We start from the raw sequence: 25,062 nt of genomic DNA, 5'->3' as shown, positions 1-25,062 counted from the left end.
ATGCTTTCCAATGAGGCGTCGCAACCGGGATATTAACGAATGAGCGAAGGATGTGAAGGGGCATTGTACGTGGTCGCCACGCCGATTGGGAATCTCGAGGACCTGAGTCCCCGGGCGGCCCGCGTGCTGGGGGAGGTGGACTGGATCGCCGCGGAGGATACCCGGCATAGTGCGCGTCTGCTGCGCCCGTTGGGGATCGACAAGCCGCTGGTCTCGCTGCACGAGCATAACGAGCAGGCGCGCGTGGAAACGCTGCGTCAAGCGCTGGATGCGGGGCAGCGCGTGGCCTTGATCAGCGATGCCGGGACCCCGCTGATCTCCGATCCGGGGTTCGTGGTCGTGCGCGAGCTGCGGGCCAGCGGCCATCGGGTGATTCCGGTGCCCGGGCCCTGCGCCTTGGTCGCGGCGCTGTCGGCGGCGGGGTTGCCCACGGATCGCTTTCTCTTCGAGGGATTCTTGCCGGCGAAGGGCGGGCCTCGTCGCCAGCGCCTGACGGCCAACCTCGAGCGCCAGGAAACCGTGGTCTACTATGAGTCGCCTCATCGCATCCAGGCGACCCTGCATGACCTCGCCGCGCTGTTCGGCATGCGTCGTATCGTCCTGGCGCGTGAGCTGACCAAGACGTTCGAAACGTTTCTGGATGCGGATGCCGCCACGCTGCTGGCCCGCATGGAGGCGGATCCGGACCAGGCGCGTGGCGAATTCGTGATCATGGTGGCGGGGGCCGAGGCGCGGGGCGACGAGGCCGGGCTCTTGGCCGAAGGCGAGGCATGGCTCGCGGCGATGCTGGCCGAGGGGATGGGCGTCAAGTCGGCGGCGGCGGTCGTCACTGCCCGCCTGGGAGGCCGCAAGAAGCAGTGGTACCAATGCGCGCAAGCCCTCAAGGACCGTGACGCTTGAATGCCGTCGCGCTCGGCGTGCATGGGCGCTTGAGGCCCTCTCGAGGGGCTGTTATTCTTGCGCGCTTGGGAGCCGGCCGGACAGTCGCCGCCGTGCCATGCACGGGGGAGGAAAGTCCGGGCTCCATAGGGCAGGGTGCCAGGTAATGCCTGGGCGGCGCGAGCCGACGGAAAGTGCAGCAGAGAGTAGACCGCCTAAGCGGGCGTCAGCCCGCCGGTAAGGGTGAAAGGGTGCGGTAAGAGCGCACCGCGCGCCTGGTAACAGTGCGTGGCAAGGTAAACCCCACCCGGAGCAAGACCAAATAGGAACCCAAAGGCGTGGCCCGCGCTGGGTTCGGGTAGGTTGCTTGAGGGTCGCGGTGACGCGGCCCCTAGAGGAATGGCTGTCCTCGACAGAACCCGGCTTACAGGCTGGCTCCCATTCGATTTTCAGATCTCCGGGTCTGTGCGCGTCATGCCGCGACGACTGCCTTCGGGCGGCCCGATACAGCGGCGGCAGGCCCCAACGCCCGAGTGATTCATGCAGCACCGTGACAATCCCGAGAAGGCCCCGCTTTCCGATGCGCCGACCGTGGTCGAGGATCGGGCCGCCGACTACCGACATGCGAGCGTTCTGCTCGATGGTGCGGTGGAGGCGCTGATGACCGACCCCGATGGCTGCTATCTGGATGGCACCTTCGGTCGCGGTGGGCACTCCCGCGCCATTCTGCAACGCCTTTCTCCTCAGGGGCGGTTGTTGGCCATCGACCGCGACCCCGCCGCCCTGGCCGAGGGCGCCACCTGGGACGATCCCCGCTTTACGCTTCGACACGGCCGGTTCGCCGAGCTGGACGACATTGCCCGCGACGCTGCGTTGCACAGGCGGTTGAGCGGCGTGCTGCTGGATGTCGGCGTGTCGTCGCCACAGCTCGACGATGCCTCGCGGGGGTTCAGTTTCCTGCGCGATGGCCCGCTCGACATGCGCATGGACCCGACTCAGGGGGAGAGTGCGGCCGACTGGCTGGCGCGCGTCTCCGAGCGTGACATGAGCGATGTCTTCAAGCGCTACGGAGAAGAGCGCTTCGCGCGGCGTATCGCCAAGGCGATCGTCGCACGGCGTGGCGAGCGGCCCATCACGCACACGGCGGACCTCGCCGAGCTCGTCAAGGCTGCGCACCCGGCATGGGAAAAGGGCAAGCACCCCGCGACACGCGTCTTTCAGGCCATTCGAATCCATGTCAACGGCGAGCTCGATCAGCTCGAGGCGGCGCTCGCCGCCGCGCTGGAGTCCCTGGCGCCGGGCGGTCGTCTCGTCGTGATCAGCTTCCATTCCCTGGAGGACCGTCTGGTCAAGCGTTTCATTCGCGACAAGGTGCGTGGCGACACGCATCTGCCACGTGACCTGCCGATCCGTGACACCCAGTTGAATCGGCGCCTGGCCATGGTAGGCAAGGCGCGTCGCCCGGATGAAGACGAGATAGCGCTCAATCCACGTGCACGCAGTGCCGTGATGCGCGTGGCACAGAAACTCGGCTGAGGCCCACTATGGCGGCTCAAGGACGACATACCGCACCCCGCTTTCGATGGCCGTTCGCCAAACGGCTGCGCTGGAGTCATATCGTGCTGGCGGGGCTGGTCGCCGTATTGTTGATCACGGCCCTGGCCTCCGTGGCGAGCACTCACCTGACGCGCGTTCAGTACGCTCGCTTCCAGCAACTGGAAAGTGAACGGGATCGCTTGCAAACCGCATGGGGGCGTCTGCTGCTGGAAGAAAGCACCTGGTCGGCGCCGGCGCGTGTCGAGGAGGTGGCGACCGAACGCCTGGAAATGCGCGTTCCCGATGTCAATGACGTCGAGGTGATTCGCCGATGAGCCGCGAACGCTCCACCACCTCGTCGCGTCGTGCCCCCAACACGGGGCCTGCGGGGCGCGGACGTTACCTGTTCCTGCTGGCGCTCATCATCCTGGCCCTGGGCGCGCTGGTGGGGCGCATCACTTACCTCAACGTGATCGACCGCGATTTCCTGCAGAATCAGGGGGATTCGCGCACCTTGCGTGTGGAGCCCATCAATGCCCACCGGGGCATGATCACCGACCGTAACGGCGATCCCTTGGCCATCTCGACGCCCGTGGTAACGCTGTGGGCGAACCCCCAGGAACTTCCCGACGATCCGATTCGCCTCGCCACCTTGGCGCGTTCCTTGAACATGAATCCCGATGCCCTCGAGTCGCGTCTCGAGCGGTATGCCAACCATGAGTTCATGTATCTGCGCCGACGCTTGACGCCGGAGGCGGCGCAGCCGGCACTCGCGCTCGACATGCCGGGCGTCTATGCCAAGGACGAGTACAAGCGTTACTACCCGTCGGGTGAGGTGGCTGCCCAGCTGGTCGGTGTGACCGACATCGACGATCAGGGGCAGGAGGGGCTCGAGCTGGCCTACAACGACTACCTCTCCGGGCAGCCCGGAAAGCGTCGTGTGCTCAAGGACCGCAAGGGACGACTCGTGCGCGATCTGCACCTGCTTCAGGACGCCAAGCCCGGTGGGGACCTGACGCTGTCGATCGATCTGCGCCTGCAGTACATGGCCTATCGCGAGCTGAAGAAATCGGTCGATGAGCATGATGCCGACGGCGGCTCGCTGGTGATGATGGATGCGCGCAACGGCGAGGTGCTGGCCATGGCCAACCTGCCTTCCTACAACCCCAACAATCGCACATCCATCGATGTCAAAGGCCTGCGCAACCAGGCGATCACCGACGCCATCGAGCCGGGGTCGGTGATGAAGCCGCTGGCGATGTCGGCTGCGCTGGCCACGGACGAGATCGATCCCGATACGGTCATCGATACCTCGCCGGGCTGGATGGTGATCGACGGATACACCATCAGCGACTTTCGCAACTACGGAAAGCTCACCCCGGGGGGAATCCTGCTTCACTCCTCGAATATCGGGATGTCGCACATCGCGCTGAAGCTGGAAAAGGACACCATCTGGAACCAGTACCGGGCACTGGGACTGGGGCAAGCCCCGGAAACCGGATTCCCCGGCGAGGGCAGCGGTAGCCTGCCATCGCTATACGGTCTGTCGCAAAGCGCTCGGGCGGCCATGGCCTATGGCTACGGCATTTCGTTGACGCCCTTGCAGCTCGCCAGTGCATACACGGCGATCGCCAACGACGGCCGGCGCCTGCACGCATCGCTGCTGAAGCGTCCGTCCGCGCCGCTCGGCGATCAAGTCATGTCGCCGAACATCGCGCACGAGCTGCTGGGCATGCTGGAGCAGATCGTCCAGCCCAATGCGGGGGGCGCACGCGCGATGGTGGATGGCTATCGGATCGCGGGCAAGACCGGTACGGTGCGCAAGGTCACGGCCGGGGGCTACCAGCAGAAAGCCTATCGCAGTTTGTTCGCCGGCATTGCGCCGGTCTCCGATCCGCGCATCGTCACGGTCGTGATGATCGACAATCCCAAGGGAGACGAGTATTACGGAGGCCTGGTGGCGGCGCCGGTCTTTGGCCGCGTGGTGGGCAAGGCGCTGCGGCTTCTCGACGTGCCGCCGGATAAACAGGAGACTTCCGAGTGATGGAAACCGATACTCAGCGTCTGGTGGACGTCCTGGCCTGGCTATGGCCCGCGCAGGCCACGTCAGCGCGACTCGACGAATGGCGCCCGCAGCGGGAGCGTTGTGCGGTGACGCTGGACAGCCGCGAGGCGGGGCCCGGCGTGCTTTTCGTGGCGGTGCCGGGCGTGCATGCCGACGGACGGGACTTCGTGGCCCAGGCGCTGGAAGCCGGCGTGGAGGCCGTGCTTTGCGAGGCGGAGGCATTGCCCACGTCCGTGCCGGAGCAGGAGGCGCGCGTTCTGGCCGTGCCGGGGTTGCGCGGTCAGCTCGGTGAGCTGGGGCGTCACGTGTTCGCGGTGCCTGCGTCGCTCGAACTGATCGGCGTCACCGGAACCAACGGCAAGAGTTCCGTGACCCACTATCTCGCTGCGCTGTCCGAGGCGCTCGGCACGCCGGCGGCGGTGATCGGCACGCTGGGTGTCGGGCGTCCCCAGCATCTTCGGCCGGCCCGGTTGACCACCCCGGGGCCGCTGGCGCTGCAGTCGGCGCTGGGCGAACTGAGCGCCGAGGGCGTCGGTCGCGTGGCCATGGAGGTATCGTCGCATGCGCTCGAGCAGGGGCGAGTGACGGGGTGCCGTTTCCACGCGGCGGTATATACCAATCTCAGCCGGGACCACCTCGATTATCATGGCAGCATGGCGGCCTACGCGGCGGCCAAGGCGCGTCTGTTCCAGCATCGCGAGCTTGCCCTGGCGGTGGTCAACGGGGACGACCGGCTGTCGCCACTCATGCTGGCGGGGCTGGCAAAGGGCGTCCGGGTGCTCGCCACCGGCACGCAGGAGGCCACGACCCTGCGCGTCATCGACTGGTTCCCCCATGCCCAGGGCCAGCGTGCCCTGATTGCGACGCCGGAAGGCGAGATCGAGCTCGACCTGTCATTGCTGGGGCGTTTCAATCTCGACAATGTCCTGCTGGCGATAGCGACGCTTTACGGCATGGGCGCCGAGCTGAATGCCTTGTTCTCGGCCGCCGCCCGTCTCGCGCCGGTGCCGGGGCGCATGCAGCGCTTGGTGGCGGAGAACGCTCCCACGGTCGTCGTGGACTATGCACATACGCCGGACGCCCTGCGCAATGCACTGGAGGCCTTGCGTGCACACCTGCCCAGCAGCGACGGTGCCAAGCTTTGGTGCGTGTTCGGTTGCGGCGGCGACCGGGACCGCGGCAAGCGCCCCTTGATGGCGCAGGCTGCGGAGGCGCTGGCCGACCGCCTGGTGATCAGCGACGACAATCCGCGTGGCGAGCCCGCTGCAGCGATTCGCGACGAGATCGCCGCGGGGCTCTCGACCGACGGCCGAGCGCGGGCGGAGTGCATGGGCGGCCGACGAGAGGCCATCGAGTGGACGCTGGACGCCGCCGGCGAGCACGACATCGTTCTGATTGCCGGCAAGGGGCACGAGACCTACCAGGAAATCGCCGGGGAACGTCATCCGTTCAGCGATATCGATATCGCCCGCGAGGCGCTCGACCGGCGTGGGGCGCGACAGGCATGAACACCACGAACGTGCAGACCATCGCGACCTGGCTGGGGGCGCCACCGCCCGATGTCGACGCTCCCGTGACCGGTGTGACGACCGATACACGGCATGTTTCGCCGGGCGACGTGTTCGTCGCCCTGGTCGGTGAGCGTTTCGACGGGCACGAGTTTCTCGAGCAGGCGCGGGCCAGCGGGGCAGTGGCAGCGGTGGTATCGCGTCGCGTGGCATCTCCGCTGGCCCAGATCGAAGTCGCGGATACGCGTCTGGCGCTGGGAATACTGGCGCGTGCCGCACGGCGTGCCTGGTCGGGAGAGCTGGTTGCAGTGACCGGCAACAGCGGCAAGACGACGGTCAAGGAGATGCTGGCCGCGATCCTGTCGCGTGTCCATCCCACGCTGGCCACGCGTGGCAACCTCAACAACGATATTGGTGCCCCGCAGACACTGCTCGCCCTGTCGTCGGCGCATCGTCGCGCGGTCATCGAACTGGGCGCCAATCACCTGGGCGAGATCGCCTGGACCACATCGCTGGCGATTCCCGACGTGGCCGTGATCACCAACGTCACTGGCGCGCATGTCGGCGAGTTCGGCGGGATCGGTCGCATCGCCCAGGCCAAGGCGGAAATCCTCCTCGGGCTCTCGGCATCGGGGACGGCGGTGCTCAACCGCGATGATCGTTTCTACCCCATGTGGCGTGAATTGGCCGGCGACGCCGAGGTGCTCGACTTTGGCCTCGATCCGGCTGCCCGAGTGCGCGCCGAGGCGCTGGCCTGCGACGACGACGGGCGTTATGCTTTCACGCTATTCGTCGACGGCGTGTCGCTGGGGCGTGTTCGCCTGGCATTGCTGGGCCGCTACAACGTACGCAACGCGCTGGCCAGTGCCGCCGCTGCCTGGGCGCTGCGCGTGCCGGCCGAGGACATCGTCGCCGGCCTGGAGGCCTGCCGGACGATGCCGGGGCGCATGATGAACGTGCCGGGCATTCGCGGTACGCGCCTGCTGGACGATACCTACAATGCCAATCCCGGCGCGGTGCGAGCCGCGTTGGCCGTGCTCGCGGAGATGCCGGCGCCACGCTGGTGTTTTCTCGGCGCCCTGGGCGAGCTGGGCGCCGAGAGCGAACGGCTGCACGCGGACCTTGGACGCGTCGCGCGGGAACTGAAGATCGACTTTCTCGGCACCTTCGGCGCCGATGCTCGCCCGGCCGTGGCGGCATTCGGTGATCGCGGGTGTCATTTCGATGATTGGGCGGCGCTGGTGCGCTATGCCCACGACCATCTTCCCCCCGGGGCCAGTGTCCTGGTCAAGGGATCGCGCAGTGCCGGCATGGAACGCTTGATTGCCGACCTGCGCACGGATGCACCAAGGTGAACGCGACTCATGCTGCTTTTCCTGGCTGACTTATTGGCGCACTTTCAGAGCGCCTTCAACGTTTTCAACTACCTGACACTGCGCGTGATCCTGGGGACGCTGACCGCGCTGATGCTTTGCCTGTGGCTGGGGCCGCAGGTGATACGCCGTCTGGTCGAACGCCAGATCGGTCAGGCAGTGCGCGACGACGGCCCGCAGTCGCACCTCTCCAAGGCCGGCACGCCGACCATGGGCGGTGCGATGATCCTCATCGCCATCGCCGTGAGTACCCTGTTGTGGGGTGACTTGACCAACCATTACGTCTGGCTCGTCCTGGCGGTGACGCTGGGCTTCGGTGCGATCGGCTGGGTCGACGATTACCGCAAGGTGGTGGAGAAGAACCCACGCGGCCTGCCGGCACGCTGGAAGTATTTCTGGCAGTCGGCCATCGGGCTGGGCGCGGCGGTCACCCTGTATCTCACGGCGGCCAGCCCCGTCGAGGTCAGCCTGATCGTGCCCCTGTTCAAGGACGTCGTGGTACCGCTGGGGCTGTTCTACATCGTCTTGACCTATTTCGTCATCGTGGGCAGCTCCAATGCGGTCAACCTGACCGACGGGCTCGACGGCCTGGCGATCATGCCGACCGTGCTCGTCGCCATGGGGCTGGCGATCTTCGCCTATGCGAGCGGTAACACCGTCTTCGCGCAGTACCTGCACATCCCCCTGGTGCCCGGGGCCGGCGAGCTTGCCGTGTTCTGCGGTACCATCGCCGGCGCGGGACTCGGCTTCCTGTGGTTCAACACCTACCCGGCGCAGGTCTTCATGGGCGATGTCGGGGCGTTGGCCCTGGGCGCCGCGCTCGGGGTGGTGGCCGTCATCGTGCGTCAGGAGATCGTGCTCTTCATCATGGGCGGGGTGTTCGTGATGGAAACCGTCTCGGTCATGCTGCAGGTGGGTTCCTACAAGCTGACAGGGCGACGTATCTTCCGCATGGCGCCCCTGCATCATCACTTCGAGCTCAAGGGATGGCCGGAGCCTCGGGTGATCGTACGTTTCTGGATCATCACGGTGGTACTGGTCCTGTTGGGTCTCGCCACGTTGAAGATTCGCTGACATGCCCAGGGTGCCCGCTGCACATACGCTGGTCATTGGTCTGGGCGTCTCCGGACAGGCCATCGCGCGGCATCTGTCGCGTCGGGGCGAGCCCTTCATGGTCGCCGATACGCGTGAGTCGCCAGCCGGCCTGGAGGCATTCCGGGCCGCGCATCCCGGGGTGGACGTCGTCTGCGGCCCGCTCGAGGCCCTCGACATGCAAGAGGCCCGAGAGATCGTGCTCAGCCCCGGTGTCGATCCTCGGACGCCGGGGCTGATCGATTACGTCGATCATCCTGGCTCGGGGCCTGAAGTGGTCGGCGAGATGGCGCTTTTCGTGCGCGAATGCCGATCGCCGATCGCCGCGATCACGGGCTCCAATGCCAAGTCGACGGTCACCACGCTGCTCGGCGAGATGGCCCGCGAATCCGGATGGAAGACGGCCGTCGGCGGCAATCTGGGCACTCCCGCGCTGGACTTGCTGGACGAGTCGCCGGATGCCGAGCTTTTCGTGCTCGAGCTGTCCAGTTTTCAACTGGAAACCACGCCCTGGCTGGGCGCCGACACGGCAGCCTTTCTCAATCTCTCCGAAGATCATCTGGATCGTCATGGCGACATGCAGGGCTACCGTGCGGCGAAGCAGCGCATCTTCCGCGGCGCGCGCCATGCGGTGGTCAATGCCGAGGATCCGGCCACCTGGCCGGATGCCCCGTCATGCGCCGTGACGCGCTTCACCACGGACATGCCCGAGTCGGGGGAGTGGGGCATCGTCGATCACGACGGTGAACGCTGGCTCGCCCAGGGACGCGCCGCGATCATGCCGGTCGGCCAGGTGCGCATGCCGGGGCGTCACAACCATGCCAATGCCTTGGCGGCCCTGGCGATGGGCGCGCATCTGGGATTGTCGCGAGAGGCGATGTGCCGAGTGCTGGAGCGCTTTCCGGGACTGCCGCATCGCGGTGAATTCATCGTCGAACGTGAAGGCGTACGGTGGATCAACGATTCCAAGGGGACCAACGTGGGGGCGACGCTGGCCGCGATCGCGGGGATCGGGTCGGATCTCGAGGGACGCTTGATTCTGCTGGCAGGCGGTGACGGCAAGGGGGCGGATTTCTCGCCCTTGGCCGAGCCGCTGGCCCACCATGCACGCGAGGCGATCGTCTTCGGGCGGGATGCCGAGCGCCTCGAGCAGGCCCTGAGCGCAAGACTGCCGGTGACACGCGTCGCCGATCTCGCGGCCGCCATGCAGCGTGCCCGGACGATCGCCCGAGCGGGCGATACCGTCTTGTTGTCGCCCGCTTGCGCCAGCCTCGATCAATTCCCCAACTACATGGCGCGAGGCGAGGCGTTTCGCCAGTGGCTGGCGACCGACGGGGAGGCAGCATGCTAGCGCGTTGGGAAAAGCGTCTTTCCACGCAGGATCAGCCCACCGATGGCTGGCTGTTGCTGGCGACGGCGTCGTTGTTGATCATCGGCTGGGTGATGGTGACCTCGGCGTCGTCGGAAATCGCGACCAGCCTGACGGGCAATCCCTACTATTTCAGCATTCGCCATGGCGTGTTCGTGGTGTTTTCGGTGCTCGTCGGGTTGTTTGCGCTGCGTATCCCGCTGGAGCGCTGGCGTGCCTGGGGGCCGGGCTTGTTGCTGGTGGGCGTCGTGCTGCTCATCGCGGTGCTGTTCATCGGGCGCGAGGTCAACGGCAGCAAGCGCTGGATTCCGCTGGGCATCGCCAACGTGCAGGCTTCCGAAGTCGCCAAGCTGTGTTTGATCGTTTATTTTGCCGATTACCTGCAACGCTACCTGCCTGAGGTGCGTCGAGATTGGGGCGCGTTCCTGCGTCCGTTCGTGGTGCTGGGTGTCTATGTCGTCTTGCTGATCTTCGAGCCGGATTACGGTGCGATAGTGGTGATCGGCGGCTGCATGATGGGCATGCTGCTGATGTCGGGCGCGCCGTTGTGGCGATTCGGCCTGGTGACCATCCTGGTGGTGGCCGCCGCCGGCTTTTTGGCCGTGGCCGAGCCGTATCGTCTCGAGCGCATCACCAGCTTCGCCAACCCCTGGGCCGATCAATATGCCAGTGGCTATCAGCTGACCCAGGCGCTGATCGCCTTCGGTCGCGGCCACTGGCTGGGGCTCGGCCTGGGCAACAGTGTCCAGAAACTGTTTTACCTGCCCGAGGCGCATACCGATTTCGTGTTCGCGGTACTGGCCGAGGAGCTGGGCCTGATCGGCGCCGTCAGCGTGGTCTGTCTCTTTGCGCTGCTCATCTTTCGAGGCATACGCATCGGGCGCAAGGCCGAACTGCGCGGCTGGGCGTTTTCCGCCTACCTGTGCTATGGCATTTCCCTGGTCTTCGGGGCCCAGGCCTTCATCAATATCGCCGTCAGCACCGGCATGCTGCCCACCAAGGGCCTGACGCTTCCGTTGCTGAGCTACGGGGGCTCGAGCCTCGTGGTCAGCTGCGTGATGGTGGCCATGCTGTTGCGGGTCGATGCCGAGCTGCGCGCCAAGATGCGCGCTTCCCGGGTGGCGCGTCAGGCCAAGCAATCTGAGCAAGGAGAGCGCTAGTGTCATATCGGGAAGTGTCGCGTGTCTTGATCATGGCCGGCGGGACCGGGGGGCATGTCGTGCCCGCGCTGTCACTGGCACGCGCCTTGCGGGCCCGCGGGGTGAGCGTCGAATGGCTGGGTAGTCCACGCGGCATCGAAAACCGTCTGGTCCCGGCGGCGGACATCGTGCTGCATCGCATTCAGGTGGCCGGCCTGCGTGGCAACGGCATGGCGGGATGGCTGCTGGCGCCATGGCGACTGGCCAAGGCGGTCTGGCAAGCGCGCCAGGTCATCGCGAAATTCGATCCGCAACTGGTCGTCGGGCTGGGCGGCTTTGCCAGTGGTCCCGGGGGCCTGGCGGCCTGGTTGATGCGCCGGCGCCTGATCGTTCATGAGCAGAATGCCGTGGCCGGCATGACCAATCGCTACCTGTCGAGACTGGCCGATGGCGTTTACGCTGCCTTTCCGGGCGCGTTCGGCGCGCACCGGGCCGAGGTGGTGGGCAATCCCGTGCGCGACGACATCGCGGCTCTGGGCGAGACGCCGCGTGGAAGCGATGCCTTGCGGCAACGTCCCTTGCGCCTGCTTGTGCTGGGAGGGTCGCTGGGAGCCCAGGCATTGAACACCCAGGTGCCTCAGGCGCTGGCTCGATTGCCGGCGGCGCAACGCCCCGATGTTCGCCATCAGGCCGGTCGCGACAAGGAAACCGCGACGCAATCGGTATATGCCGAGGCGGGGGTGGAGGCCGAGGTGAGCGCGTTCATCGATGACATGGCGGCCGCCTATGACTGGGCCGACCTGATCGTCTGCCGCGCCGGAGCCTTGACCATCGCCGAGCTGGCGGCGGCGGCCAAGCCGTCCATCCTGGTCCCGTTTCCGCATGCCGTCGACGACCACCAGACACTCAATGCGCGCCAGCTGGTCGACGCCGGCGCGGCACGCTTGATGCCACAAACGCAACTCACGGCGGAAAGCCTCGCCGAGACGTTGGCAACTCTTCTCGAACCCGAGACCCTGGCTACCATGGCGACGTCAGCACGCGCGCAAGCGCGCTTGGATGCCGTTGAGCGCCTGGTGGCGGGGTGCATGGAGGCAAATCGTGACAGCCAGTAGCGTTCACTCGCCTGTTCGCCAGAACCGCACGGGGCTGGGCATGCGTCGCATTCGGCACATTCATTTCGTGGGGATCGGCGGCGCAGGCATGTGCGGCATTGCCGAGGTGCTCGCCAACCAGGGCTATATCGTCAGCGGCAGCGACTTGCGCGAGTCGGCCGTGACACGCCACCTGCGCGACTGCGACATTCGCGTCTACATCGGGCACGTCGACGAACATGCGCATGGCGCCGATGTGCTGGTGGTGTCCACGGCGGTGGACCTCGAAAACCCGGAAATCCGCTGGGCACGCGAGCATCGTATTCCGGTGGTGCGTCGCGCGGAGATGCTCGCCGAGTTGATGCGTTTTCGTCACGGCATCGCCGTGGCCGGTACGCACGGCAAGACGACCACCACCAGCCTGACGTCGACCCTGCTGGCCGAGGGCGGGCTCGATCCGACCTTCGTGATCGGCGGTAAGTTGACCAGCGCGGGCACCAATGCGCGTCTGGGCGAAGGCGATTACCTGGTTGCCGAGGCCGACGAGTCCGATGCCTCGTTCCTGCATCTGCAGCCGATGGTGTCGATCGTGACGAATATCGATGCCGACCACATGGCGACCTATGCCGGCGATTTCGCGCGCCTGAAGGACACCTTTCTGGAATTCCTGCACAACCTGCCGTTCTACGGGCTGGCGGTGCTGTGTCTCGACGACGATAACGTGCGTGGCCTGCTGCCCCGGGTTCAGCGTCAGTTCGTGACCTACGGCTTCGCGGAGGATGCCGATTATCGCCTGCGCGACTTCGTGCAGCGTGGCGGGGAAGTGCAGTTCACCGCCGAGCGTCCGCCGGGCATGGCGCCGCTGGAGATCCGCCTGGGCATGCCGGGGCGGCACAACGCGCTCAACGCGCTGGCCGCGATCGCCGTGGCCAGCGACGCCGGGGTCGATGATGCGGCGATCCAGCAAGGGCTTCTGCACTTCGCCGGGGTGGGGCGTCGCTTCCAGGTCCATGGCCATTATCCGGCGCCGGGAGGCGAAGGCGACGTCATGCTGGTCGACGATTACGGCCATCATCCGCGCGAGGTGGAAATGGTCATCGACGCGGTGCGTGCCGGCTGGCCCGAGCGACGCCTGGTCATGCTGTATCAGCCGCATCGTTATTCGCGCACCCGCGATCTCTACGAGGACTTCGTGCGCGTGCTGTCGGGGGTCGATACCCTGTTGCTGCTGGATGTCTACAGTGCCGGCGAGTCGTCCATTCCGGGCGCCGAAGGACGTACTCTGGCAGGTTCGATTCGCCAGCGCGGGCAGGTCGACCCCATCTTCGTCGAGAGCAAGCAGGAACTGCCGGCCCTGCTGTCGCGCGTGCTGCGTCCCGACGATATCCTGATCACTCAGGGGGCGGGCGACATCGGCGGCATCTCGCTGCGGCTGGCGGCCGGTCAGTTAGATTTGAATGGAATGGAACTATGAGTGACACCGTAACGGATGGAGACGCTTCACGTCGTCGGCACGGGCGTGTCGTGGTGGTCTACGGTGGCCGCTCCGCAGAGCGCGAGGTCTCGCTGCTGAGCGGCGGAGCGGTGCTGGCATCGCTCGTGCGCAGCGGGGTCGATGCGCACGGGTTCGATTTCGCCGGGGGAGGTCTGAGCGGTCTCGAAGCGCTGGCCCCCGATCGCGTCTTCATCGCCATGCATGGCCGCGACGGCGAGGACGGTTCCTTGCAAGGCGCGCTGGAACTGCTGGGGATTCCCTATACGGGCAGCGGCGTGCTGGCCTCCGCGCTGGGCATGGACAAGGAACGCACCAAGCAGCTTTGGCGCGCCCATGGTCTGCCCACGCCCGAAAGCGTGATGCTCGAGGGCGAGCCCGACTGGGATGCCGTGATCGAGGCCCTGGGGTTGCCCTTGATCGTCAAGCCGGTGCACGAAGGCTCGACGATCGGCATCAGCATCGTCGAGACGCGTGATGCACTGATCGCTGCGCATGCCGAGGCGTCGCGCTTCGATAGCGCGATCATGGCGGAACGTTTCGTTCAGGGCGAGGAATATACGGTGTCGCTGCTCGGCGACGAGGTGCTGCCGGCGATTCGCGTCGAAGTGCCGAGCGGTTTTTACGACTACGAGGCCAAGTATCATTCCGATACGACGCGCTATCTGTTGCCCTGCGGGTTGGAGCAAGAAGAAGAGCGCATGCTGGGTGATGTCTGCCGCCGCGCCTTCGAGGCGATCGGGGGGCGTGGCTGGGGACGCGTCGATGTGATGCGCGACGCCCAGGGACGCTTCTGGTTGCTCGAGGTCAATACCGTTCCCGGCATGACCGACCATAGCCTGGTCCCCCAGGCGGCGGCGCATGCGGGGCTCGATTTCGATGCACTGGTGTTGCGAATTCTCGACACCACTACCGGCAGTTGACCAATACCATGAAGGAGGCCGGTTTGCGGGGTGCCTTGCTAGGCTTGATCCTCTTCGTCGTACTGCTGGGCGCCGGTGGGCGGACGCTGTGGATCTGGCTCGACCGGCCCATCGAGCGGGTCTCGGTCGGCGGTGATCTGGACTATGTGTCGGCGTCGTATCTGCAGCGCAACCTGGCGCCCCTGGTCAAGGGCAAGACATGGTTGTCCATCGACCTGGACGCGGTGCGCCGCGAGGCGCGCGACATTGAATGGTTGTCCGAGGTGAAGGTCTCCCGCGAGTGGCCCGATGCGTTGCGGTTCGAGCTGTTCGAGCAGGAGCCTGTCGCGCACTGGAACGACGACAAGCTCCTCAATACGCACGGCAAGCCTTTTTCGCCGGGGCCGGTCGAGGCGTTCGACGAACCCTTGCCGGACCTTGCCGGTCCGAAGGGCAGTGGGCCGGAAGTGCTGGCGTATCTCGATTCATTGGTGCGTCGGCTGGGTACCCTGGACCTCCAGGTGACCCAGTTGCGACTCGAAAATCGCGGTGCCTGGCGTTTCCAGGTCAATGATGGTGTCTGGGTCATCCTGGGGCGCGCCGATCTGGAGCCTCGGCTGGCTCGTTTTACCGCCGCTTGGCAACGCCAGTTGGGTGCGCAAGCGTCGCAAATTCGCTACATTGATTTGCGTTATCCCAATGGGGTCGCGGTGGCCTGGCATGGCGAGACCGAAACGCAGGCGACAGAGTAACGCTGCAGGTGCCTTTTTCGTCGTCAGGCCACGAAATCCGGGCGTCGGGGGTTTCCCTTTTTGCAAAAATAACCGTATTCTGAGGCCGGTTTCGCTTGTTGGGTGGTGACTTCAAGTCTCTTGTTCCTATAATTGGCCCAACGCGTTTTTAGTGTCTCAATGGCTTTTAACCCAGCTCAGTTCGAGGAGTGAACCCGACCTATGGCAGGACAATCCAATGCTTCCAATATGGTGGTCGGGCTGGATATCGGAACGTCCAAGGTGGTGGCCATCGTCGGTCAACCTTCCGATGATGGAAGCATCGAGATAGCCGGCATCGGCTCGCATCCTTCGCGCGGCATGAAAAAAGGTGTCGTCATCAACATCGAGTCGACCGTGCAGTCGATTCAGCGTGCCGTCGAAGAGGCCGAATTAATGGCCGGTTGCGATATTCATTCGGTCTATGTTGGCGTGGCGGGCAGCCACATCAGCTCGATGAATTCCGATGGCGTCGTGGCGATCAAGGAGCGCGAGGTCACGCCCTCCGACATCGATCGCGTCATCGATTCGGCGCGCGCACGTGCCATCTCGGAAGGCCAGCGCATTCTGCACGTGTTGCCCCAGGAATTCGCCATCGACAATCAGGAAGGGATTCGCGAGCCCCTGGGCATGTCCGGCGTGCGTCTCGAGGCGCGCGTGCATCTGGTGACGGCGGCGCTCAATGCCGTTCAGAACATCGAGAAATGCGTGCGTCGCTGCGGGCTGGAGGTCGATGACATCATCCTGGAACAGCTGGCGTCGAGCTATGCGGTGCTGACGGAAGACGAACGCGAGCTGGGTGTCTGCATGGTGGATATCGGTGGCGGCACGACAGATATCGCCGTGTTCACGGAAGGGGCCATACGCCATACGGCGGTGATTCCCATTGCGGGCGATCAGGTCACCAACGATATTGCCATGGCGCTGCGTACGCCGACGCAGTATGCAGAAGACATCAAGGTCAAATACGCTTGTGCGCTGACCCAGCTCGCGAGCAGCGACGAAATGATCAAGGTTCCTAGCGTGGGGGACCGGCCGGCGCGGGACTTGTCCCGGCAGGCCCTGGCCGAAGTGGTCGAACCCCGTTACGAAGAATTGTTCACATTGGTACGCGAAGAACTGCGGCGTAGCGGCTACGAGGATCTCGTGGCGGCCGGTGTCGTGCTTACCGGCGGTACGTCGCGCATGGAGGGTGTCGTCGAGCTGGCCGAGGAAATCTTTCACATGCCCGTGCGCATTGCTTATCCCCACAATGTTCGTGGTCTCGCCGATGTCGTCCGCAACCCGATTTATTCGACGGGAGTGGGTTTGCTACTCTACGGTATGAATGATGCCAAACGTAATGCCGTCGTGTCGGCTCAGCCCCGTAGGGAAGAGGCTCATACCCGACGTGGACACAGGCAGGAGCGCTCGGGGTTGGAAAGGATCAAAGGCTGGTTCAAAGGAAATTTCTGAGAGGGCCGCACTGGTAGCGGTCACAGGAGACGGGGCTTATGTTCGAACTGGTAGATAACGCACCTTCTAGCAGCGCGGTTATCAAGGTAATTGGCGTCGGTGGTGGTGGTGGCAATGCTGTCAACCACATGGTCGAAAGCAACATCGAAGGCGTCGAGTTCATCTGTGCCAACACCGATGCGCAAGCGCTCAAGCGTGTTGCCGCCAAGACCGTTCTGCAGCTTGGTAGTGAAATTACCAAGGGGCTGGGGGCAGGTGCCAATCCCGAAGTCGGGCGGCAGGCAGCCATGGAGGACCGTGAGCGAGTCGCCGAGTTGCTGCAAGGCGCCGACATGGTCTTCATTACCGCCGGCATGGGCGGCGGCACCGGTACCGGCGGTGCGCCCGTCGTCGCGCAGGTGGCCAAGGAACTGGGCATCCTGACCGTTGCGGTCGTCACGCGCCCGTTCCCCTTCGAGGGACCGAAGCGCATGCGGGCCGCCGAGGAAGGGATGGCGTCGTTGTCCGAGTATGTCGACTCGTTGATCACCATTCCCAATGAAAAGCTGCTGGCGGTGCTTGGCAAGAACGCGAGCCTGCTGTCGGCATTCAGTGCCGCCAACGACGTGCTGCTGGGCGCGGTGCAGGGCATTGCCGAGCTGATCACCAGCCCCGGCATCATCAACGTCGACTTCGCCGACGTGCGTACCGTCATGTCGGAGATGGGCATGGCGATGATGGGGACTGGCGGAGCCACGGGCGAGAACCGTGCTCGCGAAGCCGCCGAAAAAGCGATTCGCAGCCCCTTGCTGGAAGATATCGACCTGCATGGCGCGCGCGGCATCCTGGTCAACATCACGGCGGGTCCGGATCTTTCCATCGGCGAATTCAACGACGTCGGGGCGACCGTGCAGGAATTCGCGTCGCAGGACGCCACCATCGTGGTGGGGACGTCCATCGACATGGAAATGTCCGACGAGTTGCGGGTCACCGTGGTGGCCGCGGGTCTCGAAGGTCTCAAGGAAAAAGCCGCGGTGTCGACACCGCAGCGCGAAACGGTCGCGGCCGCGCGCAGCGCCGAGTCGCCGGACTACCGCAAGTTGCAGCAACCCACGGTGATGCGTCAGCAGGCGGCCAAGGAGCAGGAAGACTCGGCGAAATCACGCCAGGAGTCGCGTCGCAAGTCCCAGGAACTCGACGACTACCTGGACATTCCGGCGTTTCTGCGTCGCCAGGCCGATTGATCGCGTAGAACCGCTGGGCACATAGGCGTGGCCAGGCGACATTTTTTTGTTGAAACGCCTGTTCGGTGTTATAGTGAACGGCGTTTCATAACGATTTCCAAGCTTGGCTTACGCCCATGATTAGACAACGTACATTAAAGAATACCATCCGCGCCACGGGTGTCGGTTTGCACTCAGGCGAAAAGGTCTACCTGACGCTGCGTCCCGCACCGGTCAACACTGGTATCGTATTCGTGCGTACCGATCTGGATCCGGTGGTGCAGATTGCCGCCAACGCCGAATACGTGACCGATACCACGCTGTGTACCGCGCTATCGCGTGACGGCGTCAAGGTCGCGACGGTCGAACACTTGATGTCGGCGTTCGCGGGCTTGGGAATCGACAACGTCTTCGTCGAACTCAGCGCAGCGGAAGTGCCGATCATGGACGGTAGTGCCGGTCCCTTCGTCTTCCTGATTCAGTCGGCGGGCATCGCCGAGCAGGGCGCGCCCAAGAAGTTCATCCGCATCAAGCGCGAGATCGTGGTCGAGGAAGACGGCAAGGAAGCACGTTTCTTGCCGCACAACGGGTTCAAGGTGGCGTTCGCCATCGATTTCGATCACCCGGTCTTCGCACATCAGAAGCAGACGGCGAGCGTCGATTTCTCCACGACGTCCTTCGTCAAGGAAGTCTCGCGAGCGCGAACCTTCGGTTTCATGCGTGACCTGGAACACCTGCGCGCGCAGAACCTCGCGCTGGGCGGCAGCCTGGACAACGCCATCGTCGTCGACGATTACCGCATCGTCAACGAGGGCGGCCTGCGTTACGAGGACGAGTTCGTCAAGCACAAGGTGCTCGATGCGATCGGCGACCTGTATCAGCTGGGGCACAGCCTCATCGGCGAATTCCGTGGCGTCAAATCCGGTCATGGCTTGAACAACAAGCTGTGTCGTGCGCTGATGGCTCAGCAGGATGCCTGGGAAATCGTCACCTTCGAGGATGACACCCAGACGGCGCCGATTTCCTATGCGGCACCAGCGTTGGCCTGACATGCAGGCGAATGGACAAGCTTGATTGACGCCGGCCCCGGGCCGGCGTTTTTTATGCGTGTTTTTTATGCGTGGCCTCGAGCGTCAGGAGGAGCGTGACGCATCGGGCGCGTGGGCGGCCAGTCGTGCGAGGGCTTTCTTGAGTCGTGGGTCGTCGGTGTCTTCGGCGCAGGCCTTGAGATGGTGGGCGGCCTCGGAGGACAGCGTGCGTGCCTGGGTGACCGGCGCCTTGAGAGGGTGTACCGGGCGTACCTTGAATTCGAGCGTGAGCACCGCCTCGAACTCGGGCAACTGGCGCAACAGCGTCAGCAAGCGCTGGCGTTCGTAGCGCAGCCACGTCAACCACACCGCACCATCGGTAATCAGGGTCAAGGCGCCTTCTCGGTAGCCGCCGACGTAAAGGTGCTCGGCGACCTCGCTGGGCAGGCTGCTCCGCAGGTGCTGCTGTGCCCGCTCCAGCAGCTTGGCCATGCGCACCACCGAGCCCAGCTCGCCTGAGCCGTCGATGAGATGGTGGATGGACTGGGCTCGGAAACGCTTAGCCTTTATACTCATGGGCTTGCCCGCGCGAAGGAAAGCAGAATGTCTGCGCAATCTACCATGAGCCGGAGCTCGTCGATAGCATGACCAGCGCTACACACGACAGTCCCGCGTCGCCGCGCCGGGTGCGCGCGCGCCACCGCGCCCAGTGGTGGCTCGCCGGACTGCTGGTCGGATGTCTGTTACCCGCCGGGCTGATGCATCCCGAGGCGCTGCGCATCGCCGAGCGCCTGACGCAGATTTGCCTGATGGCGCCCGAGGTCATCCGGGCGCAGTCGCGACGCGTGGCACACCGTCGCCGCCTGCTGACCGGACGTCGTCGCCCCTTCACGCCACGCCGCGTGCGATTGCCACGGCGTGTCTGCCACCTGATGAGCGTCGGGGTGGATACCCTGTCACGCCGAGGTCCTCCCAGTACTGCCTGCGTTCATGGCTCACGGCGGCTTGCCGCCTGATGCCGACATCGCCCCCGGGCGGTGACCCGACGATTTCGTTCAGGCACTTTTGGAATTCAGGATCTCACATGCTCAATACTATCGTACGCAAGCTGGTCGGCTCGAAGAACGAGCGCGAAGTCAAACGCATGCGCAAGGCCTGCGAGGCCATCAACGCACTGGAACCGACATTCGAGGCGCTCGATGACGCCTCCTTGACCGCCAAGACCGCAGAGTTTCGTCAACGCCTGGAAGCGGGCGAGTCCCTCGACAAGCTCCTGCCGGAAGCCTTCGCCGTGGTACGCGAGGCGAGCAAGCGGGTGATGGGGATGCGCCACTTCGATGTACAGATGGTCGGCGGGATGACCCTGCACGAGGGGCGAATCGCCGAGATGAAGACCGGCGAAGGCAAGACGCTGGTGGGGACCTTGGCGGTCTATCTCAATGCGTTGACCGGCAAGGGCGTGCACGTGGTGACCGTCAACGATTACCTGGCGAGCCGCGATGCCGAGTGGATGCGCCCCCTGTACGAGTTTCTCGGTCTCAGCGTGGGTACCATCTTCTCCGGCCAATCCTCGACGCAGAAGCGCGAGGCCTACGCCTGCGATATTACCTACGGCACCAACAACGAATTCGGCTTCGACTACCTGCGCGACAACATGGCGTTCTCGCTGGACGACAAGGTCCAGCGTTCGCTGCATTATGCGATCATCGATGAGGTCGACTCGATCCTGATCGACGAAGCGCGTACTCCGCTGATCATCTCGGGTCCGGTCGAGGAAAACGTCGACATGTATCGGCGCATCAATCAGCTCTCCGTACAGCTCGAGGAGTGCAGCGACGAGGAAGATCCCACCAGCGGGGATTTCATCCTCGACGAAAAGCAGAAGCAGGTCGAACTCACCGAAACCGGGCACCAGAAGCTGGAAGGCCTGCTGCGCGACGCCGAGATGCTCGGGCAGGACGACTCGCTGTACTCGGCCCAGAACCTCGGGCTTCTGCAACACGTTCATTCGGCCCTGCGCGCGCGCCATCTCTACCATCGCGATGTCGATTACATCGTCGCCAACGGCGAGGTGGTCATCGTCGACGAGCATACCGGCCGCACCATGCACGGACGCCGCTGGTCGGAGGGGCTTCACCAGGCCGTCGAGGCCAAGGAAGGGGTCACCATCCAGAAGGAAAGCCAGACCCTGGCGTCGACCACCTTCCAGAACTACTTCCGCCTCTATGACAAGCTGTCGGGCATGACGGGCACCGCGGATACCGAGGCATTCGAGTTCCGCCAGATCTATGGCCTGGATGTCATGGTCATTCCCACCAACCGGCCGCTGGTGCGTGTGGACCACAATGACCTGGTCTACATGAGCGGTGAGGAGAAATTCGAAGCGATCATCGAAGACGTCAAGACCCAGCGTGAAGCCGGCCGCCCGGTGCTGGTCGGGACGGCGTCGATCGAAACGTCCGAATACCTCGCCAAGCTGATGCAGCAGCACCAGATTCCTCACAACGTGCTCAACGCCAAGCAGCACCAGAGCGAGGCCGAGATCATCTCCCAGGCGGGGCGCCCCGGGGCCGTGACCATCGCCACCAACATGGCCGGCCGCGGTACCGACATCGTGCTGGGGGGGAACTGGGAGGCCGAGGCCGCAGCGCTCGACGATCCCAGCGACGAACAGATCGAAGCCCTCAAGGCCGCCTGGCAGGAGCGCCACGATGCCGTGCTCGCCGCGGGCGGGCTGCATGTCATCGGCTCCGAGCGTCACGAGTCCCGGCGTATCGACAACCAGTTGCGGGGACGTGCCGGCCGCCAGGGGGACCCGGGGTCGACGCGTTTCTTCCTGTCACTGGAAGACAACCTCATGCGCTTGTTCGGCTCCGACCGCGTGCAACGCTTGATGCAGGCCCTGGGGCTCGAGCATGGCGAGGCGATCGAGCACAAGATGGTCTCCAATGCCGTCGAACGAGCGCAGAAGAAGGTCGAGGGGCGCAACTTCGATATCCGCAAGCAGCTGCTGGAATACGACGACGTGTCCAACGACCAGCGTCGTGTCGTCTATCAACAGCGCGACGAAGTGCTCGCCGCCGACGATCTGTCATCGAACATCGCCGAGATTCGCGAGCAGGTCCTGTCGGAGGCCATCAGCAGCTATGTGCCGCCCCAGAGCCTGGCCGAGCAGTGGGACCTGCCGGGGCTGCAGGATTATCTCAAGCAAGAGTTCAATCTCGATGTGCCGCTCGTGCAGTGGGCCGAAGAAGACGAGCACTTCCACGAGGAACTGCTGCGCGAGCGCTTGCATGACCAGCATCGCGGGCTGTTCACCAGCAAGGCCGAAGCGGTCGGTCCGGAACTGATGCGGCGCTTCGAGAAGCAGGTCATGCTGCAGGTCCTGGACACGCGCTGGAAAGAGCATCTGCAGCACATGGATCATCTGCGTCGCGGCATCCACCTGCGCGGTTACGCCCAGAAGAATCCCAAGCAGGAATACAAGCGCGAAGCCTTCGAGCTGTTCCAGGCCCTGCTGGGCAACATCAAGCACGATGTCATCCGCATCCTGAGTCACGTCCAGGTGCGGCGCCAGGAAGAAGTCGACGAACTCGAACGTGAGCGCCGCGCGACGCTGGAGCGTGAGCGGGCGGTCAGCCAGCCGGTGCATGAAGATGCCGTGGCCTCGGCCGAGGCCGTGGCCGAGAGCGAGGAAGCCAGCGGCGAATCCGCCGACGACGCACAGCCGGTGCGCCGCGACGGGCCCAAGGTGGGGCGCAACGACCTTTGTCCCTGTGGATCGGGCAAGAAGTACAAGCATTGTCACGGCAAGTTGAATTGATACTGAGCGTGACCAACGTCGATTGAGGAGAAAAACATGGCGGTGGGGGAAGCGAGTTTTCCGGCCATGCCGGTCATCGAGGGCATTCGCCTGGGAACGGCGATGGCCGGGTTCAAGACGCCCGGGCGTCGTGACCTGGTCGTGGTCGAGCTGCCCGAGACGACGACGCTGGCGGCCACGTTCACGCGCAATGCGTTCTGCGCGGCGCCCGTGCATGTGGCGCGGCGCCATCTGGAAGCGCAGGCACCGCGCTATCTGCTGGTCAATACCGGCAATGCCAACGCGGGAACGGGGGAGCAGGGAATGCGCGATGCCGAGGCCAGCTGCGAGGCGCTGGCCTCGCTGGCGGGCGTCTCGGCTCAGTCGGTGCTGCCGTTTTCCACCGGTGTCATCGGTGAACCGCTTCCGGTGACGCGGCTGTGCGATGCCTTGCCGGATGCCTTGTCGGCGTTGAACGCCGATGGCTGGCACGCTGCCGCCGAGGGCATTCTGACCACCGATACCCGGCCCAAGGGGGCGACGCGTCAGATCGATATCGACGGTCATGTGGTCACCATCAATGGCATCGCCAAGGGCTCGGGCATGATCCAGCCCAACATGGCCACCATGCTGGGGTTCGTCTTCACCGATGCCGCCATTGACGAAGCGCGACTGCAGCCGCTGCTGCGGGCGGCCGTGGATGCCTCTTTCAATTGCATCACCGTCGACTCTGATACCTCGACCAACGACGCCTGCACGCTGGCGGCCACCGGCCGCGGCGCAAGCATCGACAGTGACGCGCGCGAGGCGCGTTTTGCTGCGGCGTTGACCGAGGTGCTGGTAGAATTGGCGCAGGCCATCATCCGCGACGCCGAGGGCGCGACCAAGTTCGTCACCCTCGAGGTCGAGGGCGCGTCATCGCGTCGGGAAGCGCTGGATGTGGCGTTCACGGTGGCGCATTCGCCGCTGGTGAAGACGGCACTGTATGCCAGTGACGCCAATTGGGGGCGTATCCTGGCGGCGGTCGGACGTGCGCCGGTGGAAGCGCTGGACGTGTCGCGTATCGTCATCGATCTCGGCGACGTTCGCCTGGTCGAGAATGGCGGGCGCGCCGCGTCGTACACCGAGGAGGCAGGCAGCGCCGTCATGGCCGAGGCCGAGATCGCCATTCGCATCCATCTGGGGCGCGGCGATGCCAGTGCCACGGTCTGGACCTCGGACCTGTCACACGATTACGTCTCCATCAATGCCGATTACCGTAGCTGAGTGCGGATGGCAGCAGCGATCAGGGGCGCGCGGGCCACTGATCATGAACAGTCAGTCAAGGTGAAATGACCAACATGGTGAAGAGAAGGGTACACGTCGCGGCGGCTGCCATCATTCGTGAGGATGGGCATGTGCTGCTCGCACGCCGCCCCTCGATCGTCGATCAGGGTGGCTTGTGGGAATTTCCCGGTGGCAAGCTGGCGCCCTATGAAACCGGCTTCGAAGCCCTCCGGCGGGAATTGCGCGAAGAGCTCGGTATCGAGATACAGCGGGCCCAGCCGCTCATTCGCGTCCACCATGAATACGAAGACAAGCGTATCCTGCTCGATGTCTGGCAGGTGCATGCCTTCGAGGGCGAACCCTTCGGCCGTGAGGGCCAGGCGGTGCGCTGGGTGCCCCAGGAAGAGTTGAACAATTATCCCTTCCCGGAGGCGAACCATGCGATCCTGCGTGCGGTGTGCCTGCCTCACGATTACCTGATCAGCGACGAGGAAGACGACGATGCGGTCTTCCTCGGCAAGCTCGAGCGGGCTCTCCGCGACGATGGGGTTCGCCTGGTGCAGCTGCGGGCCAAGTCGCTGGATGAAGATGCCTACCTGAAGCGTGCCGAGCAGGCGCTGGCCCTCTGTCGTCGCTACCAGGCGCGCTTGATCCTCAACGGTGACCCTGCGCTGCTCGAGCATGTCGATGCCGATGGTGTCCACCTGCCCAGCCGCACCTTGATGGCGCTCGAGCATCGCCCCATCGCGACCGGCAAGTGGCTGGCCGCCTCGACCCACAACCCCGAGCAGCTCGCCCAGGCCGCGACGATCGGCTGTGATTTCGTGACCTTCTCGCCATTGCGGATCACGCCGAGCCACCCCGATGCCGCGCCCGTGGGCTGGCACGATTTCCAGCAACTGGTCGAGACGGCCGCCATGCCGGTCTTCGCGCTGGGGGGCGTGACGCGTGGTGATATCGATCAGGCGCGTGCAGTGGGCGCGCAGGGGATCGCCTCGATCCGCGATCTCTGGAAATGAGATGGTGACGCCTGCCTGACGCACCTTGCCATCGACAAACGGCCCGCTGCATGCGGGCCGTTTGCATTGGC

21 protein-coding genes and 1 other RNA gene are annotated in these 25,062 nt (G+C 64.7%); 21 read left to right on the top strand and 1 reads right to left on the bottom strand.

The annotated features are described in order from the left end of the window. The first annotated feature begins 39 nt into the window (after positions 1 to 39). The 17 genes from rsmI (at position 40) to lpxC (ending at position 18,925) form a co-directional block, all read left to right on the top strand. Complete coding sequence (rsmI, locus tag CSAL_RS11200; protein ID WP_011507496.1) at positions 40 to 900, top strand: 16S rRNA (cytidine(1402)-2'-O)-methyltransferase; 861 nt, start codon at positions 40 to 42, stop codon at positions 898 to 900. Between the two features lie 68 nt (positions 901 to 968). Then, an RNA gene (gene rnpB, locus CSAL_RS17065) (RNase P RNA component class A) lies at positions 969 to 1,322 on the top strand. Between the two features lie 97 nt (positions 1,323 to 1,419). Continuing rightward, positions 1,420 to 2,415 carry a 16S rRNA (cytosine(1402)-N(4))-methyltransferase RsmH gene (gene rsmH, locus CSAL_RS11195; RefSeq protein WP_011507495.1) on the top strand — a complete coding sequence of 332 codons (996 nt, stop codon included), beginning with the start codon at positions 1,420 to 1,422 and terminating at the stop codon, positions 2,413 to 2,415. 8 nt (positions 2,416 to 2,423) lie between these two features. Then, entirely contained in the window at positions 2,424 to 2,750 is a 327-nt protein-coding gene (gene ftsL / locus CSAL_RS11190) for a cell division protein FtsL (protein ID WP_011507494.1), read from the top strand. Next, positions 2,747 to 4,459 carry a peptidoglycan D,D-transpeptidase FtsI family protein gene (locus tag CSAL_RS11185; RefSeq protein WP_011507493.1) on the top strand — a complete coding sequence of 571 codons (1,713 nt, stop codon included), beginning with the start codon at positions 2,747 to 2,749 and terminating at the stop codon, positions 4,457 to 4,459. Before ftsL ends, CSAL_RS11185 begins: the two co-directional genes overlap by 4 nt. Continuing rightward, complete coding sequence (locus CSAL_RS11180; RefSeq protein WP_011507492.1) at positions 4,459 to 5,988, top strand: UDP-N-acetylmuramoyl-L-alanyl-D-glutamate--2,6-diaminopimelate ligase; 1,530 nt, start codon at positions 4,459 to 4,461, stop codon at positions 5,986 to 5,988. The genes CSAL_RS11185 and CSAL_RS11180 overlap by 1 nt, the downstream gene beginning before the upstream one ends. Further along, positions 5,985 to 7,343 (top strand): UDP-N-acetylmuramoyl-tripeptide--D-alanyl-D-alanine ligase, encoded by a 1,359-nt coding sequence (locus CSAL_RS11175; protein WP_011507491.1) that lies wholly within the window; start codon positions 5,985 to 5,987, stop codon positions 7,341 to 7,343. The genes CSAL_RS11180 and CSAL_RS11175 overlap by 4 nt, the downstream gene beginning before the upstream one ends. 9 nt (positions 7,344 to 7,352) lie before the next feature. Beyond that, entirely contained in the window at positions 7,353 to 8,435 is a 1,083-nt protein-coding gene (mraY, locus tag CSAL_RS11170; RefSeq protein WP_011507490.1) for a phospho-N-acetylmuramoyl-pentapeptide-transferase, read from the top strand. 1 nt (position 8,436) lies between these two features. Next, entirely contained in the window at positions 8,437 to 9,804 is a 1,368-nt protein-coding gene (gene murD / locus CSAL_RS11165; protein WP_011507489.1) for a UDP-N-acetylmuramoyl-L-alanine--D-glutamate ligase, read from the top strand. Next, positions 9,798 to 10,982 (top strand): putative lipid II flippase FtsW, encoded by a 1,185-nt coding sequence (ftsW, locus tag CSAL_RS11160; RefSeq protein WP_011507488.1) that lies wholly within the window; start codon positions 9,798 to 9,800, stop codon positions 10,980 to 10,982. Before murD ends, ftsW begins: the two co-directional genes overlap by 7 nt. Then, a complete protein-coding gene (murG, locus tag CSAL_RS11155; protein ID WP_011507487.1) occupies positions 10,982 to 12,076 on the top strand; it encodes an undecaprenyldiphospho-muramoylpentapeptide beta-N-acetylglucosaminyltransferase in 1,095 nt (364 codons plus the stop codon). The genes ftsW and murG overlap by 1 nt, the downstream gene beginning before the upstream one ends. A 40-nt stretch (positions 12,077 to 12,116) precedes the next feature. Continuing rightward, entirely contained in the window at positions 12,117 to 13,529 is a 1,413-nt protein-coding gene (gene murC, locus CSAL_RS11150) for a UDP-N-acetylmuramate--L-alanine ligase (protein ID WP_148266885.1), read from the top strand. After that, entirely contained in the window at positions 13,526 to 14,470 is a 945-nt protein-coding gene (locus CSAL_RS11145) for a D-alanine--D-alanine ligase (protein WP_011507485.1), read from the top strand. Before murC ends, CSAL_RS11145 begins: the two co-directional genes overlap by 4 nt. 8 nt (positions 14,471 to 14,478) lie before the next feature. Next, positions 14,479 to 15,201: a cell division protein FtsQ/DivIB gene (locus tag CSAL_RS11140; RefSeq protein ID WP_011507484.1), complete on the top strand. Its 723-nt coding sequence runs from the start codon at positions 14,479 to 14,481 to the stop codon at positions 15,199 to 15,201. Between the two features lie 201 nt (positions 15,202 to 15,402). After that, complete coding sequence (gene ftsA / locus CSAL_RS11135; RefSeq protein WP_011507483.1) at positions 15,403 to 16,674, top strand: cell division protein FtsA; 1,272 nt, start codon at positions 15,403 to 15,405, stop codon at positions 16,672 to 16,674. Between the two features lie 38 nt (positions 16,675 to 16,712). Continuing rightward, complete coding sequence (gene ftsZ, locus CSAL_RS11130) at positions 16,713 to 17,897, top strand: cell division protein FtsZ (protein WP_011507482.1); 1,185 nt, start codon at positions 16,713 to 16,715, stop codon at positions 17,895 to 17,897. A gap of 116 nt (positions 17,898 to 18,013) precedes the next feature. After that, complete coding sequence (gene lpxC, locus CSAL_RS11125; RefSeq protein WP_011507481.1) at positions 18,014 to 18,925, top strand: UDP-3-O-acyl-N-acetylglucosamine deacetylase; 912 nt, start codon at positions 18,014 to 18,016, stop codon at positions 18,923 to 18,925. 84 nt (positions 18,926 to 19,009) lie between these two features. Here lpxC and CSAL_RS11120 read toward each other — a convergent pair whose 3' ends face one another. Further along, on the bottom strand, positions 19,010 to 19,480 hold the full coding sequence (locus CSAL_RS11120) for a DUF721 domain-containing protein (RefSeq protein WP_011507480.1): 471 nt from the start codon (positions 19,478 to 19,480) through the stop codon (positions 19,010 to 19,012). A gap of 68 nt (positions 19,481 to 19,548) precedes the next feature. Between CSAL_RS11120 and CSAL_RS17600 the strand changes: the two genes are divergently transcribed. From CSAL_RS17600 to CSAL_RS11100, 4 genes are all read left to right on the top strand, one after another. Continuing rightward, the gene (locus CSAL_RS17600) at positions 19,549 to 19,920 is read left to right on the top strand and encodes a hypothetical protein (protein ID WP_011507479.1); all 372 of its coding nucleotides are present in this window, start codon (positions 19,549 to 19,551) and stop codon (positions 19,918 to 19,920) included. Positions 19,921 to 19,988: 68 nt separating this feature from the next. Beyond that, positions 19,989 to 22,727 (top strand): preprotein translocase subunit SecA, encoded by a 2,739-nt coding sequence (gene secA, locus CSAL_RS11110; protein WP_011507478.1) that lies wholly within the window; start codon positions 19,989 to 19,991, stop codon positions 22,725 to 22,727. Positions 22,728 to 22,763: 36 nt separating this feature from the next. Next, positions 22,764 to 23,972, top strand: a complete 1,209-nt coding sequence (gene argJ, locus CSAL_RS11105) for a bifunctional glutamate N-acetyltransferase/amino-acid acetyltransferase ArgJ (protein ID WP_011507477.1) — start codon at positions 22,764 to 22,766, stop codon at positions 23,970 to 23,972. Between the two features lie 74 nt (positions 23,973 to 24,046). Continuing rightward, the gene (locus tag CSAL_RS11100; protein WP_011507476.1) at positions 24,047 to 24,991 is read left to right on the top strand and encodes a Nudix family hydrolase; all 945 of its coding nucleotides are present in this window, start codon (positions 24,047 to 24,049) and stop codon (positions 24,989 to 24,991) included. Positions 24,992 to 25,062 lie beyond the last annotated feature (71 nt).

It is taken from the genome of Chromohalobacter israelensis DSM 3043, from assembly GCF_000055785.1.
In the GTDB taxonomy this organism is placed as follows: Bacteria; Pseudomonadota; Gammaproteobacteria; order Pseudomonadales; family Halomonadaceae; genus Chromohalobacter; species Chromohalobacter israelensis.
This window is presented reverse-complemented; position numbering and strand designations above follow the sequence as displayed.